A 16,852-nucleotide genomic window follows, 5' to 3' on the forward strand; every position below is an offset into this window, starting at 1 on the left:
AAATAGTAACCATATACCCCTTGAAGGTTTATTTAATATAGATCCAGTTATAGATAAAGTTGAAAAAGGTATGATACTAGATCCTAATGAGTTAGTTTCTGTGGAAGATTTTTTAAGAGGATGTAGAAAGATAAAATCATTTATGATTGATAAAGAATTTTATTCACCTACTTTAAGTTCTTACTCTCTTAATATTACAGAATGTGAAGATATTGAAGAAGAAATAAAATTTTGCATAAAAAATAATAAAGTTTCTACTGAAGCTAGTAAAGAGCTAAAGAAGATTAGAAGAAGTATTGATATTACAGAAGATAGGATAAAAGAAAAATTAAATAAATTTTTAACTTCTTCTACAAATAAGAAATATATTCAAGAATTTATTATAAGTAAAAGAGATGATAGATTTGTTATACCTATTAAAGCATCTTACAAAAATGAAGTAGATGGAGCAATTCTTGATACTTCTTCAAAGGGTTCTACTGTATTTTTAGAGCCAAGTTCTGTATCTAGATACTCTGTAGAATTAATCACTTTAAAAAGTGAAGAAGCAGTGGAAGAATATAAAATATTATCTTATTTAACAGAAATGATTTATGACAAGATTCAAAATGTTAAACTTAATATGGAAGTAGTATCACAGTATGATATGATATTTGCTAAAGCAAAATTTAGTCAATCTACTAAATCTATCACTCCAAAAATAAATAATCAGGGATATATTAAAATTATTAAAGGGAAACATCCACTTTTAAAAGGAAATGTGGTACCTTTAGATTTTGAAGTAGGGAATGATTATAGAAGTTTAATTATAACTGGTCCTAATGCTGGAGGAAAGACTATTACTTTAAAAACTGTAGGATTATTAACTCTTATGGTTCAATGTGGATTTGATATTCCTGCTAATGAGGATAGTCATATAAGTATATTTGATAAAATATTTGTTGATATTGGTGATAATCAAAGTATTGAAAATGCATTAAGTACTTTTTCTTCTCATATTAAAAATATAGCAAATATTATGAGAGAATCTAATAAAAATACGTTAGTGTTGTTTGATGAAATAGGCTCTGGAACAGATCCTAATGAAGGTGCAAGTCTTGCTATTGCTATATTAGAAGAGTTTTATCAAATGGGATGCACAGTTATTGCATCTACTCACTATGAAGAAATTAAAAGATTTGCAAATGAACATCCTCATTTTGAAAATGCAGGTATGATGTTCGATAAAGAAACTTTAGAGCCACTTTATAAACTTATGATAGGAAAATCAGAAGATAGCAATGCATTATTTATTTCTAAAAAGATGGGAATAAAAGATAAGGTATTACAAAAAGCTAAAGCTTACATGAATGATAAAAATTATGATTTTACTTTAGTAAAAGAAAATAAAATTTCATCTGTAACTATTGAAGATAAAAAAGAAGTGTTAAAAGACATGCCTAACTTTGAAGTGGGAGATAAAGTAGAATTATTAGATTATGAAGATTTTGCTATAGTTTATAAACCTATGGATAAATTCAATAACATAGAAGTTTTGTATAAAGATGAGTTTATAAAGGTTAATGTTAGAAGAATGAACTTAAAATTTAAGGCTAAAGATTTATATCCAGAAGGGTATGATTTAAATAGTTTATTTGTTAGTTATGAAAAAAGAAAGTTAGATAGAGATATTGAAAGAGGCTCTAAAAAAGCTTTAAAGAAAATACAGAGAGAAATTAGAAATAGTAGATAATATATTGTTTTTTATAAAGAGTAAATTCATTTAGAATTTACTCTTTTTTGATTGTATGGAAATTATACTTTATATGATTTTTAGTCTTAGTTGATTTAAATTGAGTGATGGTATTTTTATAATTAAAGAATTAAGTAAATTGTAAATATTTAAAAATATTAAATAAAGTGTTTTTAAGTCAAATCACTGGGTAAATATGTAATATAAATAATGTAAAACATTCTATTCACTTAAAAACACTTTAATATTCTATAAGAAAAGCTATGCCCATTTAGCCAGGGTATAGCTTTTTCTTAATTGTAAGGAAATTATATGTTATCTGCTTTGTAGATAACATATAATTTCCAACTTTGTTACTTGAGCAACGGACGTAGTCGTTGGCTATATGAAGTGGAGCGCCCACGCAGTGGCTTAAGCAAAGCGGATTTTTTATTTTTATAAAACATATTTGATACCGATAATTTATATTATACAAACTGTTTAATGATTTAATTGTGGAAATCTAAATAAACATCTACAGTTAGAGTAAGAACAGCTTGCTACCAACATATTATCTCTAGGTCTAATTTCTACAAACTTTCCGTTTGGCGCAAGCAGTGTAAACGTCATGTAACCATGTCTAAATATAATGAATCTAGAAGCTTTATCTTTATTTACATCGGCTATCAATGAACCTTGATTGTTAATCCTAATAAATCCTTCACCAACTACTCTTAATATGACATGGGTACTAGTTACAGGTATTATTCTAAATGCTTCTCCTTTATTATAGTCAGTACCAACTGCGTATAATATATCCTCATTTCCAGGTATTATGAATGTATTTGTATATACAGATTTAATTTTTATATTAGGCATTTTTTGTCCTGGTGGGATAACAGGTCCGGGTCCTTGTTGAGGAGGAAAGTATGGTGGAATAACAATACCAGGATATTGCTGAGTAGTGTAGTTTTGCTGGATATTAGGACTAGGACCTTGTTCAGATAAATAATATTTATCTACTTCATAATCTTCATTTTCATTTGAGATATTATTTTGTGAAGTATTAGTATTTTGAATATTGTCATTCTGTGAGAATATATTATTTAATTGATTTATATTACTAGGGTTTTGGACGTTAGTGTTATCTTGATTGATTAAATCTGTATTTTGTTCATTTATGTTATCTTGTGGAAGGATAGTACCAATATCCTCAATTGGTATGTTATTTTCATCTAAAATAGAATTAGTATATGTCATACTTATATTATTTTCTAATACATCATAGATTTCATTCTGATTTAAAGTATTATCTGATGTAATTCGAGCTTTTGATTTATTAATTTTTTTTAATTTTAATTTATTTTTTTTCATAGCGTTCCCCCTAAATATTCTTATTACTCATTACTATGATAATAAATTAAGAATAGTTACATTTATGATTTTATAGCGTTATCTTGAGGATATAATTAATATTTAATTATTTGTTAATTACTCTAATGATTATAAAAATTAGAACAATATGAATAAAAAGTATAAGAAGAAAGCATTTAATAATTAAAGTAACTAGAAGAATCATTAATGTTTAAGAATATTTATTACTCAAAAACATGAACATAAACAGTTCCAGAGAAAATATTATTTATGCCACTAAAAGTAAAGTTAAATTCAGAAGGAATAGAATCTAAAAACCATGTAATAGAGTTATTATCTTCTACATATTTACCATTATGGGATGGAAAAATATTTTCTATTATATTTCCATTTATATCTTTCAGAAAATCTAAAGATAATTCAATGAAGTTTCTGTCATTAGTAATATTTTTCTCTATATAAATTTTTTGCTTATTTGCATGTAAAAATTTTATATCTTCGTATATTGAAGATAAGGGTGATAAATCACACAAATTATTTTCGCTAAGGTCTAAGTAAATTAGTTTTTTTAAATTAGATATAGAATTTATATTATATATTTTGTTTCGGACCAAACTTAGTATTTTTAAATTATCGGCATATTGCAATCCTTCTAGATTTTTTATATAAACACCAATTTCATCTAATATAGTTAATTCTTTTATATTTTCAGGTGTAATCACAGACTTATTATTTTTATTTAATGTAATATTTATTATAGATTTTAACTTTTCATCTGGTACACGTAATTCTTTTTTTAAATTTTTAGCAGAAAAATAAGTTACAGAAGATGGTATATATAGAAAATCTGTTATGTTAGTTTCATCAATTATCAATGAATACAAATTCTCTGCATGTTCTAGTCCTTTTAGAGAAGAGATTTCCATTTTACTAAGATTCAAAGTTCTGAGTTTTAATAAATCTTTTTTAGTAATAAAGTCATGGTTTATATTTAATATATTTTTTATTTTATTTTTTAGATGATCATCTTGGATAGAAGCAATTTGATTTAGTCCAATTATATTTATAGTTACTTTTCCTGAAAAAAAGCCATCTTCAGAAGAAAAGGTGAAGCTTGGATTTTTATAAGCAACTATAGCAGTTTCCCAAATTATTTTTTTATTTTTTTCAATATATATGCCAAAGTCAGAAGGATCTATGTTAAATGGTGTTTTTCCATTTATATCTTTTAAAAAGCTTATATCTAAGATATAATAATCAGTCAAATCTAATACATCATTTATTTGTATATTTTGATCCTTAGCTTTTAAATCAACAAGACCTTTTATGTTTGATAAGGGAGATAAATCGCTTATCATATTTTCATTTAGTTTTATAACTCTAAGATTTTTGCTTGTAGCAAGAGGAGATACATCTTGTATTTTATTGCAACTTAGAAGTAAGGAGTTAAGATTAGTCATTTTAGATAAATCAGGTATACTTTTTATATTATTATTATTTAGGAATAGGGTATTTAGTTTATCAAGTTTATTTATGATATTTATATCTATAATTAAGTTATTTTCAATTAATAATTCTGTCATATTTTTGGCATATTGTAATCCTTCTAATGAGCTTATATAGTATCCGATGGAGGAGTCATCTGTATATATATAGCTATTTATACTTTCTAAATCTGACTTAGTGATGGGAGTTTTTTCTGGTCTGGAAAAGTATTCATTTATGATTCTTTTTAGATTTATGTCAGGTACAAGGTTGGCCATTTTATACACCTCCTTTGTTAAGTATATACTATGACTTAATAGATAAAATTGTTAATAATAAATTTATATTTTTAGTATAAGTTATTATTTTTAGCCAGCAACGAAATTGATTTTTACAAAAGTGATTATAGTAAAAATTGTTTATTAAAAAATAATAATATATATTTATTATTTTTTAATATTTATACATTTTTGATATTTAATGTAAAATTAATGATATTTAATACATTGATGCAATTAAACTAGTTAAGTAGTTCTTAATTTAATTACTATTGTATTTTAAGCAAAATAATTCAACGAAGTATTTACTAATTGGGGGAAGTATGAATAAAAGACAAGAAGAATTATTAGGGATGTTAATCAAAGAGAGTGATTATATTAATATAAAATATGTGACTGAAAAATTAAGTTGCTCTGAAAGAAGTATAAGAAATTATTGTAATGATATAAACAATTGGTTAAGTACATTTTCTAATGTCAGAATAGATAGAATTTCTAACTTGGGCCTAAAATTAATAGATTATGATAATGAAAGAAATATGGTAAGTCAAAAATTAAGAAGAGAAGTTAAAAAGTTAAATAGTAGTTTGTATAGGCATATAGAAATATTAAACTTATTGTTAATTAATAAAAGTACTAAGATAACAGTATCGGATATTTCTAAAAAGTTATATATAAACAAGAATATAGTAAGAGAAGAAATAAATGCTTTAATTAATAGTTTAAATGAATATGAATTGGAATTAAGTATTAAGAAAAATACAGGTATTTCTATTTTAGGTGCTGAAAAAAATATAAGGATAATGTTAGTTGATTATTTTTATAAATACATAGATAATTTTAGGCTAAATATGGAGGAAGTAGAAATTTTCCATACGGTTGATGTAATTGTATGTAGAAATATAATGAATATGATAGAAGAAAGATTAAATATGAGATTTACAGATATATCTTTCAAACAGTTAACATTATTTTTTATTATAAGTATTATAAGAATTAGACAAGGTAAATCTTTAAATTTAAATGAAGATTATGACTATGGAAACTTAACAGAAATATTAGATGATATAGAAGAAGAATTAAAATCAAATTTAGCTATAAATATAAATAAAAATGAAAAAATATTTTTTGTTTCTTTAATTCAAAGTATGAACAAAGAATTAACTAATAATCAAAACTTAATAATAGATAAGGATATAGAAAAGCAGACTAAAGAAATCATTAAATTAGTATCTGAAGAATCCGGAATAAATTTTGAGGAAGATGTTTTATTATACGAGCACTTGCTGTATCATATTAACACTACTAGTAAACAAATAAAAAATAATGTCAGCCTAAAAAATCCATTATTAGAAGATATAAAAGGCAGATATTATTTTTTATTTAATGTTATATCTGATGCTATTAGAAATAATAATGATGTATATGTAAGTGAAGATATAATAGCATATTTAACACTTCATTTTCAGGTATCACTAGAGAGAAAAAAGAGAAGCAGAGAAGATTTTAAGAGAGTATCAATAGTTTGCCCTTTAAGTTTTGGTGTGAGTACATTATTAAAAGTTAAATTAGAAAAAAAATTTGATGATATAAAAATAATTGAAACCATAAGGGAAGAAGATTTAAAAAGAAATAAATTTAATAAAAATATAGATTTTATGATAACATTAAGAGACTATGAAAATATCCATATTCCTAAATTCATAACAACTCCTTTATTTACAAAAGAAGATGAAATAAAATTGAAAGAATTTATTTCAAGTATAAAGGTTAAAGATACTTCTTATAGTATTATGAATAAACTTATGATTTCTGATTATTTTATACAAGAAATAGATTATGAAGATGTATATGAGTGTATAAAATATTTAGCAGAAAGATTGGTCAAAAAACATTATGTGGATAAAGAATATGTAAATTCTATAATTGAAAGGGAACATGCTTGTCCTACATATATAGGAAATGGAATATTATTGCCCCATGGGGATATTAAATATGTAAAACAATCAGTACTTTGCTTTGCTAGACTAAAAAATCCTATAAAATTAAAAAATGGCCATCATACAAAAATAATAATTATACTAGCATATAAAAATGATAATAGAGAAGAGTTTCAAGAGTTATTCCAAGAAGTATCAAGGCTTATTGAAGATGAAAAGATGGTAAAGGAAATAATGAACTGTAAAATAAAAGACATAAAAAATATTTTAATATAAAAATAATAAAGATAAAATAAAGCATAATGTTTTCCGAAAAAGGGAAAATGTTATGCTTTTTATATTATTTTTATAAAATATAATGATATTGTAGTAAATTAATTTTAACAAATTTGACTTAATAAAAGGATGGGGATTTAAATGGTAGGAGGAGTTAAAATTGTAACTATTGGTGGTGGATCAAGTTATACACCAGAACTAGTAGAAGGATTTATAAAAAGATATGACGAGTTACCAGTAAGAGAATTATGGCTTGTTGATATCGAAGAAGGACAAGAAAAACTAGAGATAGTTGGAAATCTTGCTAGAAGAATGGTTAAAAAAGCTGGAGTTGATATAAAAATATATACAACTTTGAACAGAAGAGAAGCCCTTAAAGATGCAGACTTCGTAACAACTCAGCTTAGAGTGGGACAACTAGATGCAAGAATAAAAGATGAAAAAATACCATTATCTCATGGTGTTATAGGTCAAGAAACTAATGGAGCAGGAGGTCTTTTTAAGGCATTAAGAACAATACCTGTGATATTAGATATAGTTAAAGATATTAAAGAACTTTGTCCAAATGCTTGGCTTATAAACTTTACAAATCCTGCTGGAATTGTAAGTGAAGCTGTTTTTAGATATACAGACTTCGAAAAATACATAGGTCTTTGCAATGTACCAATAGGAATGAAGAAAGAAGTGGCAAAAGCATTAGATGTTGATTCTGAAAGAATCGATATGGATTTTGCAGGTCTTAATCATATGGTATATGGACTTAAAGTAAGGCTTGATGGAAATGACATAACAAAAGAAGCAGTTGAAAAGTTTTTAGAAAATAATATGAGTATGAAAAATATAAAAGATATTAGATTTAATGATGAATTTGTTAAATCACTAGGTATTATACCTTGTCCATACCATAGATATTATTATAAAAAAGAGGATATGCTTGAAAGTGAACTTGATGACTTTAAAGAAGGCAAAATAAGAGGACAAATAGTTAAGAAATTAGAAGAATAATTATTTGAAATTTATAAAGATGAAAGCTTAGATATAAAACCACCTCAACTGGAACAAAGGGGAGGGGCTTATTATAGTGATGCAGCATGTAATTTAATAAATTCCATCTATAATAATAAAAAAGATATACAAGTGGTAAACACTTTAAATAAAGGTGCAATAATCGATTTTAAAGATGATGAAGTAGTAGAAGTGAGTTGCATAATAACAAAAGAAGGTCCAAGACCTATATCTATAGGACATTTACCAGTTGAAATAAGTGGACTAGTAAGAAATATTAAATCATTTGAGCTTTTAGCAGCAAAAGCTGCAGTTACAGGTGATTATAAAACAGCTTATACAGCATTATGTATAAATCCATTAACACCATCTGATGACAAAGCTAAAGTTATATTAGATGAATTAATGGAAGCTCATAAAGAATATCTTCCAAAGTTTTATGTATAGTAGGTGATAAATTGAATAAGTTGATTGTTAATGCCGACGATTTTGGATATTGTGAATCAGTGAACTATGGAATTATATCATCTCATGTGAATGGAATTGTAACTTCTACAACTATGATGGCTAATATGCCTGGATTTAATCATGGTGTTAAGTTATTGCAAGATTTTGATACTCTTGGATGTGGTGTTCATATGACATTAAGTTGCAATAAACCACTAAATGATAACTTAAAAACATTGGTTGAGGAAAATGGAAGATTTCATAGAAGAATAAATGAAGAAATAATAAAGTGTATAGATTTAGATGAGTTATATATAGAATTTTGCTCGCAAATAGACAAAGTTATAAAATCTGGGGTTAAAGTAACTCATTTAGATAGTCATCATCATGTCCATACAATACCTCAGTTTGAAGAAGTTATAAAAGTTATATTAGACAAGTATCAACTTCCAATTAGAGGCAATTTTAAATATGACTTTAAATATGAAAAAGCAATACCATGTTTAGATACTTTCTACAATAAAAATATTAGCATAAATTATTTTGAGAAAAATATTGAAAAAATAAGATCTTATGAAGTATGTGATATAATGTCTCATCCAGCCTTCTTAGAAAGTTACTTATTAAATTCAACGTCTTATGCAATGGAAAGAGTAAAGGAACATGAAATATTAACTAGCAAGGAAGTCAAAAACTTTATTAAAGAAAATAATATAGAATTAACTAACTATAAAAATATATAAAAAAGTATTATGGAGGATTAAGAATGGAAGAAGTAGTTTTAGGAATTATCATACATGCTGGAAATGCTAAATCAAAGCTTTATGAGGCATTATCTAGTGCGAAGGAAAAGGATTTTGCAAAAGCTGAAGAACTTTTAGAAGAAGCTAATCAAGAAATATTAAATGCTCATAAAATACAAACTAATTTAATTCAAGGTGAAGCAGCAGGTAATAAACCTGAGGTATCAATGTTATTAATACATTCTCAAGATCATTTAATGACTTGTATGAGTGAAAGAAATCTTATAAAAGAAATAATTGATTTAAGAAAAGAAATGAACAAATAAAGGAGTGTTAATTATGAAAAGAAAAATTTATTTATTTTGTAGTGCAGGTATGTCAACAAGTTTATTAGCGAGTAAAATGCAAAAGGTAGCAGATGAACATAGCTTACCAATAGAAGTTGAAGCTTTTCCATATTTAGAAATCGATAAAATCGTTGAAGAAAGAAATCCAGATTGTATATTACTTGGGCCACAAGTTAAATACATGTATAACGAGATAAAATCAAAGTTCGAACCAAAAGGATTACCAGTACAAGTTATAGATATGTCTGATTATGGAACTATGAATGGGGAAAAAGTTCTTAAGACAGCTATAAAACTTATAAAAGCTAGCCAAGCATCAAATGCTTAAAAATAAATATTTATAAATATTTAGGGAGTATTAAATTTTTTAGGAGGGAATTACAATGGACAAAATTATGTCAAAATTAGAAAAAGTGCTTATGCCAATGGCAGAAAAAATAGGCCAAAATAAGTTACTTATAGCAATCAGAGATGGTTTCTTAGTTTCATCGCCATTATTAATAGTAGGTTCAATATTTTTATTAATTGCTAACTTCCCAATACCAGGATGGGATGAGTTTTGGGCTCAGTTCTTCGGAGCAGATTGGGCAGCTAAAATGACTCATCCAGTAAATGCTACATTTGAAGTTATGACTTTACTTGCAGTGCTTGGTATAGGATACTCTTATGCAAAACAAATAGGTGCTGACCCTATTGCTTCAGCAGCAGTTGCACTAGTTGCATTCTTCATATTAACACCATTTAAAATACCATTCACACCAGAAGGTACAAAAACTGCTTATGAAGTTACTGGTATACCATTAGGATGGATGGGATCTAAAGGTATGTTCGTTGGTATGATAACAGCTATAACATCGGTAAAACTATTTGCAGCAATAACTAACAAAGGTTGGGTAATAAAGATGCCAGATGGAGTTCCTCCAACTGTTTCAAAATCTTTCGCAGCATTAATACCAAGTGCAGTTGTTATGGTAACTTACTTTATAATTAACTCATTAGTAGAACTTACTCCTTATGGAAATATACATGAGTTTGTATACTTATTTTTACAAATGCCATTATTAGCATTAGGTAATAGTTTAGGTGCTATGACTATAGCATATATATTCTTACACCTATTCTGGTTCTTTGGAATTAACGGAAGTAGTGTTGTAGGAGCAGTATACAATCCAATATTAAAAATATTATCAGCTGAAAACTTAGAAGCATTTAAATCTTGTTTAGAAATACCAAATATAATAACAGGACAATTCCAAGATATGTTTGCTACATTTGGTGGTGCAGGAAGTACATTATCACTTCTTATAGCTATGGTATTAATTTGTAAAAGTAAACGTATAAAATCTTTAGGAAAATTATCTATGTTACCAGGAATATTTGGAATAAATGAACCGATGATATTTGGTTTACCAATAATGTTAAATCCAATTTTATTAATACCATTTGTTTTAGTACCTACAGTAAATATAATAATAACTTACTTCTGTATGTCAGCAGGGCTTGTTCCTTTAACAAATGGAGTACAGTTACCATGGACAACACCTATAATATTCTCAGGGTTCTTGACTACGGGATGGCAAGGTGCAGTGCTTCAAGTAATTTTACTTGTAATAGGTGTATTTATGTATATACCATTTATAAAAATGTTAGATAATCAATATCTAAGAGAAGAAGAACAACAACAAACTGAATCAATTGATGATGACGACATATCATTTGATGATTTAGTATTATAGGAGGCTATTATGAGTAAAATTTTAATGATACTAGATCAGATTCAAGCTGGAGCAGGAGGTAAAGAAAAAGCAGATTTACCACCTGCAGGTAAATCATTACCATTAGGTCCAGGTGTTATGATGGAACCATTTTTAGGTGATTCAAAAATAGTAGCTACTCTTTATTGTGGAGATGAATTTTTTATGAAAAATTCAGAAGAAGTAAGTAATAAAATGTGTGCAATGGTTAAAAAATTAAGTCCAGATGTTGTAATATGTGGGCCAAGCTTTAACTATGAGAACTTCTCTGAGATGAGTTGTATATTATCTAAAAAAATAAATGAAGAAACAAATATACCTTCATTTGTTGCAATGTCTCAAGAAAATGAGAGTTTAATTGAAAAATATAAAAATGATTTACATATAGTAAAAACACCTAAAAAAGGTGGAATAGGTTTAAATGACAGTTTAAAAAATATATGCAAATTAGCTAAGGCACTATCAAATAAAGAAGATATAAAAACGCTAAAAGAAGAAATTTGTTATTAAAAAATGGAGCCCTGACTAATCAGGGCTTCAATAATTTAGGAGGAATTAATTATGTGGGCAATGATAGCAACATGGAGAATGGCAATAGAGGGAATAACTGAAGCTTGTAAAGGCCTTAATGAAGGTATGGATGCAGGAGATGCTGTGGAATTAGCAGTAAAAATGGTTGAAGATTATCCTTTTTATAAATCAGTAGGATATGGTGGACTTCCAAATGAAAACTGTGAAGTAGAATTAGATGCAGCTTATATGGATGGAGATACACTTGCAATAGGAGCAGTAGCTGGTATAAGAGATTATGCAAATCCAGTTAGTATAGCAAGAAAATTAAGTGATGAAAAAGTTAATAACTTCTTAGTTGGAGCAGGAGCAGAAGCATATGCTCATAAAAATGGATTTGAAAGAAAAAATATGCTAACAGACAGAGCTAAGCTACATTATGAAAAAAGAAAAAAAGAAACATTAGAAAAAGGTCTTAGCCCTTATATAGGTCATGATACTGTTGGTATGATATCTTTAGATGAAAATGGTAAAATGTGTGCGGCTACATCAACAAGTGGATTATTTATGAAAAAAAGAGGTAGAATTGGAGACTCTGCACTTTCTGGATCAGGATTTTATGTTGATAGTGAAGTAGGAGGAGCAACTGCTACAGGTCTTGGTGAAGACCTAATGAAAGGATGTATATCTTATGAAATAGTAAGACTTATGAAAGAAGGAAAACATCCTCAAGAAGCATGTGATATAGCAGTAAATCAATTAGATAAAGAGCTTATAAGAAGAAGAGGTAAAGCAGGAGATTTATCTTTAGTAGCATTAAATAATAAAGGTGAATGGGGAGTTGCAACTAATATAGCAGATTTTACATTCTCAGTTGCTACAAAAAATGAAGAGCCTACTGTTTATATATCAAATAGAGTAGATGGTAAAACTATTCATGAAGTTGCATCACAAGAATGGTTAGATGCTTATGCAGCGAGAATAAAGGCACCTATAGAAATATAGATTGAAAATTAATTATTAATGATATATAAGTAATTAGGGGGATTTTTTATGAATATCTTAAGCGCTAAAATTGATGAATTATCTCAAGATTTAATCAATGATATTGTAGATATAGTAAAAATACCTAGTGTAGAAGGGAAGTCTGAAAATGGCTTCCCTTTTGGTGGAAATGTAGGGAAGGCTCTTAATAAAGCCTTAGAAATTTCACAAAAACTAGGATTTAAAACTAAAAATTTAGATAATTACATAGGATATGCAGAGTATGGAGAAGGAGAAGAGTATGTTTGTGTAATTGGTCATATAGATGTTGTACCAGAGGGAGAAGGATGGACTCATAATCCTTATGGTGGAGAGATAGAAAATGAAAAAATATATGGAAGAGGAGTACTTGATAATAAAGGTCCTATAATTAGTGCTCTTTACGGATTATATTCAATAAAAGAGACTGGACTTAAGTTAGGTACAAAAGTTAGAATAATATTTGGAACAAATGAAGAAAGTGGATTTAAAGATATTCCATATTATTTAGAAAAAGAAGAAGCTCCTTTAATGGGATTTACTCCAGATTGTAAATATCCTGTTGTATATGGGGAAAAAGGTATGGCTAGATTTAAAATTACGAGTGAAAGTGATATAGAAGAAAATGTATTTTTAAATTTTATAGATAAGCTTTCAGATAACGTATTAGTTACTTTTAAAGAAGTTAAAAAACTGAATGATAAATTATTTTTAGATTTGAAGGTAAAATATGATTTTACATATAAACTAGAAAATGTAATAAATGAGTTAAGAGATAATTTAGATAGAGAAGTCAATATAGAAACTGTATTAAATTTTAATCCAGTGTATTTTGATAAAGATAGTAAATTAGTAAGAGGGCTACAAAAAGCTTATGAAGAAGTAACTGGATTAGATGGAACACCTGTAACAACTAATGGTGGGACTTATGCAAAAGTAATGCCTAATATAGTGCCTTTTGGACCATCATTTCCTGGGCAAAAAGGTATAGCTCATAATCCAGATGAGTATATGGATATAGATGATATTATATTAAATGCTAAAATATTTGCAAATGCTATTTATGAGTTAGCGAAGGAGGATTTATGTTAGAAATTATAGGAATGTGCGTTGAAGACGCAAAAGCTATTGAATTTTGTGGAGGAAACAGAATAGAGCTTGTAAGTGCATTAACAGAAGGAGGATTAACTCCAGGTTATGCTACAATAGAAAAAGTAGTGAATAGTGTGAAAATACCAGTAAATGTAATGGTTAGAAACCATGCTAAAAGTTTTACATATAGTGATTATGATATAGAAGTAATGAAAAAAGATATTGAAATAATAAAATCTCTAGGTGCAAATGGAATTGTACTTGGTATGCTTGATAAATTTAATAATATAGACGAAGAAAATTTAAAAGAGCTACTAGACATTACTGAAGGTTTAGATGTTACATTTCATAAAGCAATAGATGAAACTAATGTAAAAGAAAGTATAAAAGTTCTTAATAAATATGATAAGATAACAAATATATTAACTTCTGGTGGATTAGGAAATATAGCCGATAATACAGATAATATCAAATATATGTTAAATAACTCGAATAACATAAATATACTTTTAGGTGGAGGTTTAACTTTTGATAATATAGAGAGTATTAGAAATATTACTAATGCTACAGATTTTCATTTTGGAACAGCAGTAAGGGTTGATAAAAGTCCTTTTGGTGATATAGATGAAAATAAGTTAACTTCATTAGTTAAAATAATAAATAATAAATAATAAAATTATGAAATGTATGTGTAAAGTTGATTCTTATGAGTCAACTTTTTTAATTGTAAGGAAATTATATGTTATCTGATTTGTATATAACATATAATTTCCAACCTTGTTACTTGAGCAACGGACGCAGTCGTTGGCGACATGAACGAAGTGAATTTTTTATTTTAAAAAAGTAATAAAATTATGATAGTTTTAATATAATTTAATGATATTTTAAAAATAATAAAATGCTTATTAAGTCTGTAAGGTAATTAGATCAAAGTTTTTTATTATAGAATGTAAGAATATTATTAGTAAATGGAGGCCAAGTAATGGACGATAATAATGTTTTAAATCAATTATTAGTAGATTTGAAAAATGCTAACTCCTTGAAAATAGAATATGGAATAACTGGTCAAAGAATAGATAATCAAGAAATAAAAAGAATAATAACTTTTTCGGCTAATGAAACTATTATAGTAGATTACAATTTAAAGATAGCGTCAGTAGAAATTGTTGAAAGTGATTTTACAGGAAGTACGACTACAAAAGAGAATTATGATAATTGTAAAATTACTTCACATAAAGTAAGTAATAATAAAGATGGAAAAATAGAATCTTCATCAAATAAAGAGATTTCAGAAGATGAATACAATTGCTTATTTAAAACAGGGGGGAAATTATATCCTATTGAAATTGATGTATTAATTCCTGTGGGAAGTAAGATGAATGCTGAAGATTGTCAAGTTTGCAGAGCATCGAAGGAGTTTACAGATAGTATTCCTGGTTTTTTAGAATCTGTTTATGCCATATATAAAAAGAGTGAAAAATTATATGATATTACTAGGGTAATGAAACAAAAGGATATAGATACTTCTATGCCTCTAATACAATATTGTAATACGAAAATAGAAATTTTATCATGATGATTATAAATTTAGAATTTATACTATGCCCTCAGTCATATGAAAATATGACTAGAGGTTTTTTTATGCAGTATTACTATCTAAAGAAATAATATAACAAAAATACGAACAAAATTAAAAAATAATAAATTTTTATACATATGCATTAATAAATGGTATTTGAATTAATGATACCTAAAAATAATAAAGTTTTAGTGGGGCATGCTTAATTAAATTAAGAAAATGACTTACTAAAAATCTATAAACTTAAAAAAATAAACAAGGATGGTGAAAAATGTTGTATAATTAAATAGTATTAGACGAGATTATTATGCAAGAAGGAGATTATCATGAAGAAAAAAGTCACACTAACAAGTAAAATTTTATTAGGGTTATTTTTAGGATTTATATTCGGATTATTTTTAAAATCAATGCCATCAAGTTATGTAAAAGATACAGTAATAATAGGGGGAGTATTCAAGGTTTTAGGGACAGGATTTACAACATCAATAAAAATGATGGTTGTACCATTAGTTTTTGTATCTTTAGTATGTGGGTCATCATCTATGGGTGATGTTAAACAATTAGGTAGGATTGGTTCTAAGACCATGGTGTTTTATTTACTAACTACAGCGGTAGCAATTATAATAGCATTATTCCTAGGAAGCATGTTAAAGCCAGGGGTAGGGCTTGACATGAGTTCTATGGTAAGTGGAGAAGTATCAATAGGAGAATCTAAATCAATTGTTGATATAATAATTGGAATTATACCATCGAATCCTATTGAAGCTTTTGCAAATGGAGATATGCTACAAATTATATTCTTTTCGTTACTTACAGGAGTATCAATGAGTATTATAGGAGAAAAAGCAGAACCAGTAAGAAAAATATTTGAAAGTGCGAATGACATATGTATGAATATGGTATCAATTATAATGTTAGCGGCACCACTAGGAGTATTTGCGTTAGTTGCAGAAACATTTTCAACTGTGGGTCAAGATGCAATATTAGTTTTAGTTAAGTATTTAGCAGTGGTTCTTTTAGGGTTATTGCTTCATGTAACTTTAGTTTATGGTGGATTATTTAAGCTATTCACTAGAGAGAAGATGTCACCATTTTTAAAGAAATTTACTAGAGTTGCAGCTATAACTTTTTCAACTTCATCAAGCAATGCTTCTGTACCTGCAAGTATGGAGATATTAGAAGAATTAGGAGTTGGAAAAACAACAAGGTCATTTACAATTCCTATGGGAGCAACTATAAACATGGATGGTACTGCTATAATGCAAGGCGTTGCAGCTTTATTTATAGC

Annotated in this window: 14 protein-coding genes and 1 pseudogene; 13 read left to right on the plus strand and 2 right to left on the minus strand. The window is 27.1% G+C overall.

Going from position 1 to position 16,852, the window contains the following annotated elements; all coding sequences use genetic code 11:
- The coding region (locus tag J7G74_RS01655) for an endonuclease MutS2 (RefSeq protein WP_297131020.1) at positions 1-1,732 on the plus strand (1,732 nt) is incomplete at its 5' end.
- Between the two features lie 480 nt (positions 1,733-2,212).
- Here J7G74_RS01655 and J7G74_RS01660 read toward each other — a convergent pair.
- Positions 2,213-3,085 (minus strand): hypothetical protein, encoded by an 873-nt coding sequence (locus tag J7G74_RS01660; protein ID WP_297131023.1) that lies wholly within the window; start codon positions 3,083-3,085, stop codon positions 2,213-2,215.
- A gap of 224 nt (positions 3,086-3,309) precedes the next feature.
- Positions 3,310-4,848, minus strand: coding sequence for a leucine-rich repeat domain-containing protein (locus tag J7G74_RS01665; protein WP_297131025.1), 1,539 nt, complete (start codon positions 4,846-4,848; stop codon positions 3,310-3,312).
- A 323-nt stretch (positions 4,849-5,171) separates the two neighbouring features.
- Here J7G74_RS01665 and J7G74_RS01670 point away from each other — a divergent pair, with 323 nt between their 5' ends.
- The 12 genes and pseudogenes from J7G74_RS01670 to J7G74_RS01725 all read left to right on the plus strand — a co-directional run.
- Positions 5,172-7,064, plus strand: a complete 1,893-nt coding sequence (locus J7G74_RS01670) for a BglG family transcription antiterminator (RefSeq protein WP_297131028.1) — start codon at positions 5,172-5,174, stop codon at positions 7,062-7,064.
- 141 nt (positions 7,065-7,205) lie between these two features.
- A pseudogene (locus tag J7G74_RS01675) lies at positions 7,206-8,516 on the plus strand (6-phospho-beta-glucosidase).
- A gap of 11 nt (positions 8,517-8,527) precedes the next feature.
- Positions 8,528-9,259 carry a chitin disaccharide deacetylase gene (gene chbG, locus J7G74_RS01680; RefSeq protein WP_297131031.1) on the plus strand — a complete coding sequence of 244 codons (732 nt, stop codon included), beginning with the start codon at positions 8,528-8,530 and terminating at the stop codon, positions 9,257-9,259.
- Positions 9,260-9,282: 23 nt separating this feature from the next.
- The gene (locus J7G74_RS01685; RefSeq protein WP_297131034.1) at positions 9,283-9,585 is read left to right on the plus strand and encodes a PTS lactose/cellobiose transporter subunit IIA; all 303 of its coding nucleotides are present in this window, start codon (positions 9,283-9,285) and stop codon (positions 9,583-9,585) included.
- A gap of 13 nt (positions 9,586-9,598) precedes the next feature.
- Positions 9,599-9,934, plus strand: coding sequence for a PTS sugar transporter subunit IIB (locus J7G74_RS01690; RefSeq protein ID WP_297131036.1), 336 nt, complete (start codon positions 9,599-9,601; stop codon positions 9,932-9,934).
- 55 nt (positions 9,935-9,989) lie between these two features.
- Positions 9,990-11,342 carry a PTS cellobiose transporter subunit IIC gene (gene celB, locus J7G74_RS01695; RefSeq protein WP_330616344.1) on the plus strand — a complete coding sequence of 451 codons (1,353 nt, stop codon included), beginning with the start codon at positions 9,990-9,992 and terminating at the stop codon, positions 11,340-11,342.
- 9 nt (positions 11,343-11,351) lie between these two features.
- Positions 11,352-11,870, plus strand: coding sequence for a GrdB-related putative oxidoreductase (locus J7G74_RS01700; RefSeq protein WP_297131039.1), 519 nt, complete (start codon positions 11,352-11,354; stop codon positions 11,868-11,870).
- Between the two features lie 51 nt (positions 11,871-11,921).
- Positions 11,922-12,875: a N(4)-(beta-N-acetylglucosaminyl)-L-asparaginase gene (locus J7G74_RS01705; RefSeq protein WP_297131042.1), complete on the plus strand. Its 954-nt coding sequence runs from the start codon at positions 11,922-11,924 to the stop codon at positions 12,873-12,875.
- Between the two features lie 48 nt (positions 12,876-12,923).
- Positions 12,924-13,985, plus strand: coding sequence for a Sapep family Mn(2+)-dependent dipeptidase (locus J7G74_RS01710; protein WP_297131045.1), 1,062 nt, complete (start codon positions 12,924-12,926; stop codon positions 13,983-13,985).
- Positions 13,979-14,656, plus strand: coding sequence for a copper homeostasis protein CutC (locus J7G74_RS01715; RefSeq protein WP_297131048.1), 678 nt, complete (start codon positions 13,979-13,981; stop codon positions 14,654-14,656). The genes J7G74_RS01710 and J7G74_RS01715 overlap by 7 nt, the downstream gene beginning before the upstream one ends.
- A 311-nt stretch (positions 14,657-14,967) precedes the next feature.
- Positions 14,968-15,561, plus strand: coding sequence for a hypothetical protein (locus tag J7G74_RS01720; protein ID WP_297131051.1), 594 nt, complete (start codon positions 14,968-14,970; stop codon positions 15,559-15,561).
- Positions 15,562-15,890: 329 nt separating this feature from the next.
- On the plus strand, positions 15,891-16,852 hold a 962-nt coding region (locus tag J7G74_RS01725), incomplete at its 3' end, for a dicarboxylate/amino acid:cation symporter (RefSeq protein WP_297131053.1).

The sequence above is a fragment of the Terrisporobacter sp. genome (assembly GCF_017888745.1).
GTDB lineage: Bacteria > Bacillota > Clostridia > Peptostreptococcales > Peptostreptococcaceae > Terrisporobacter.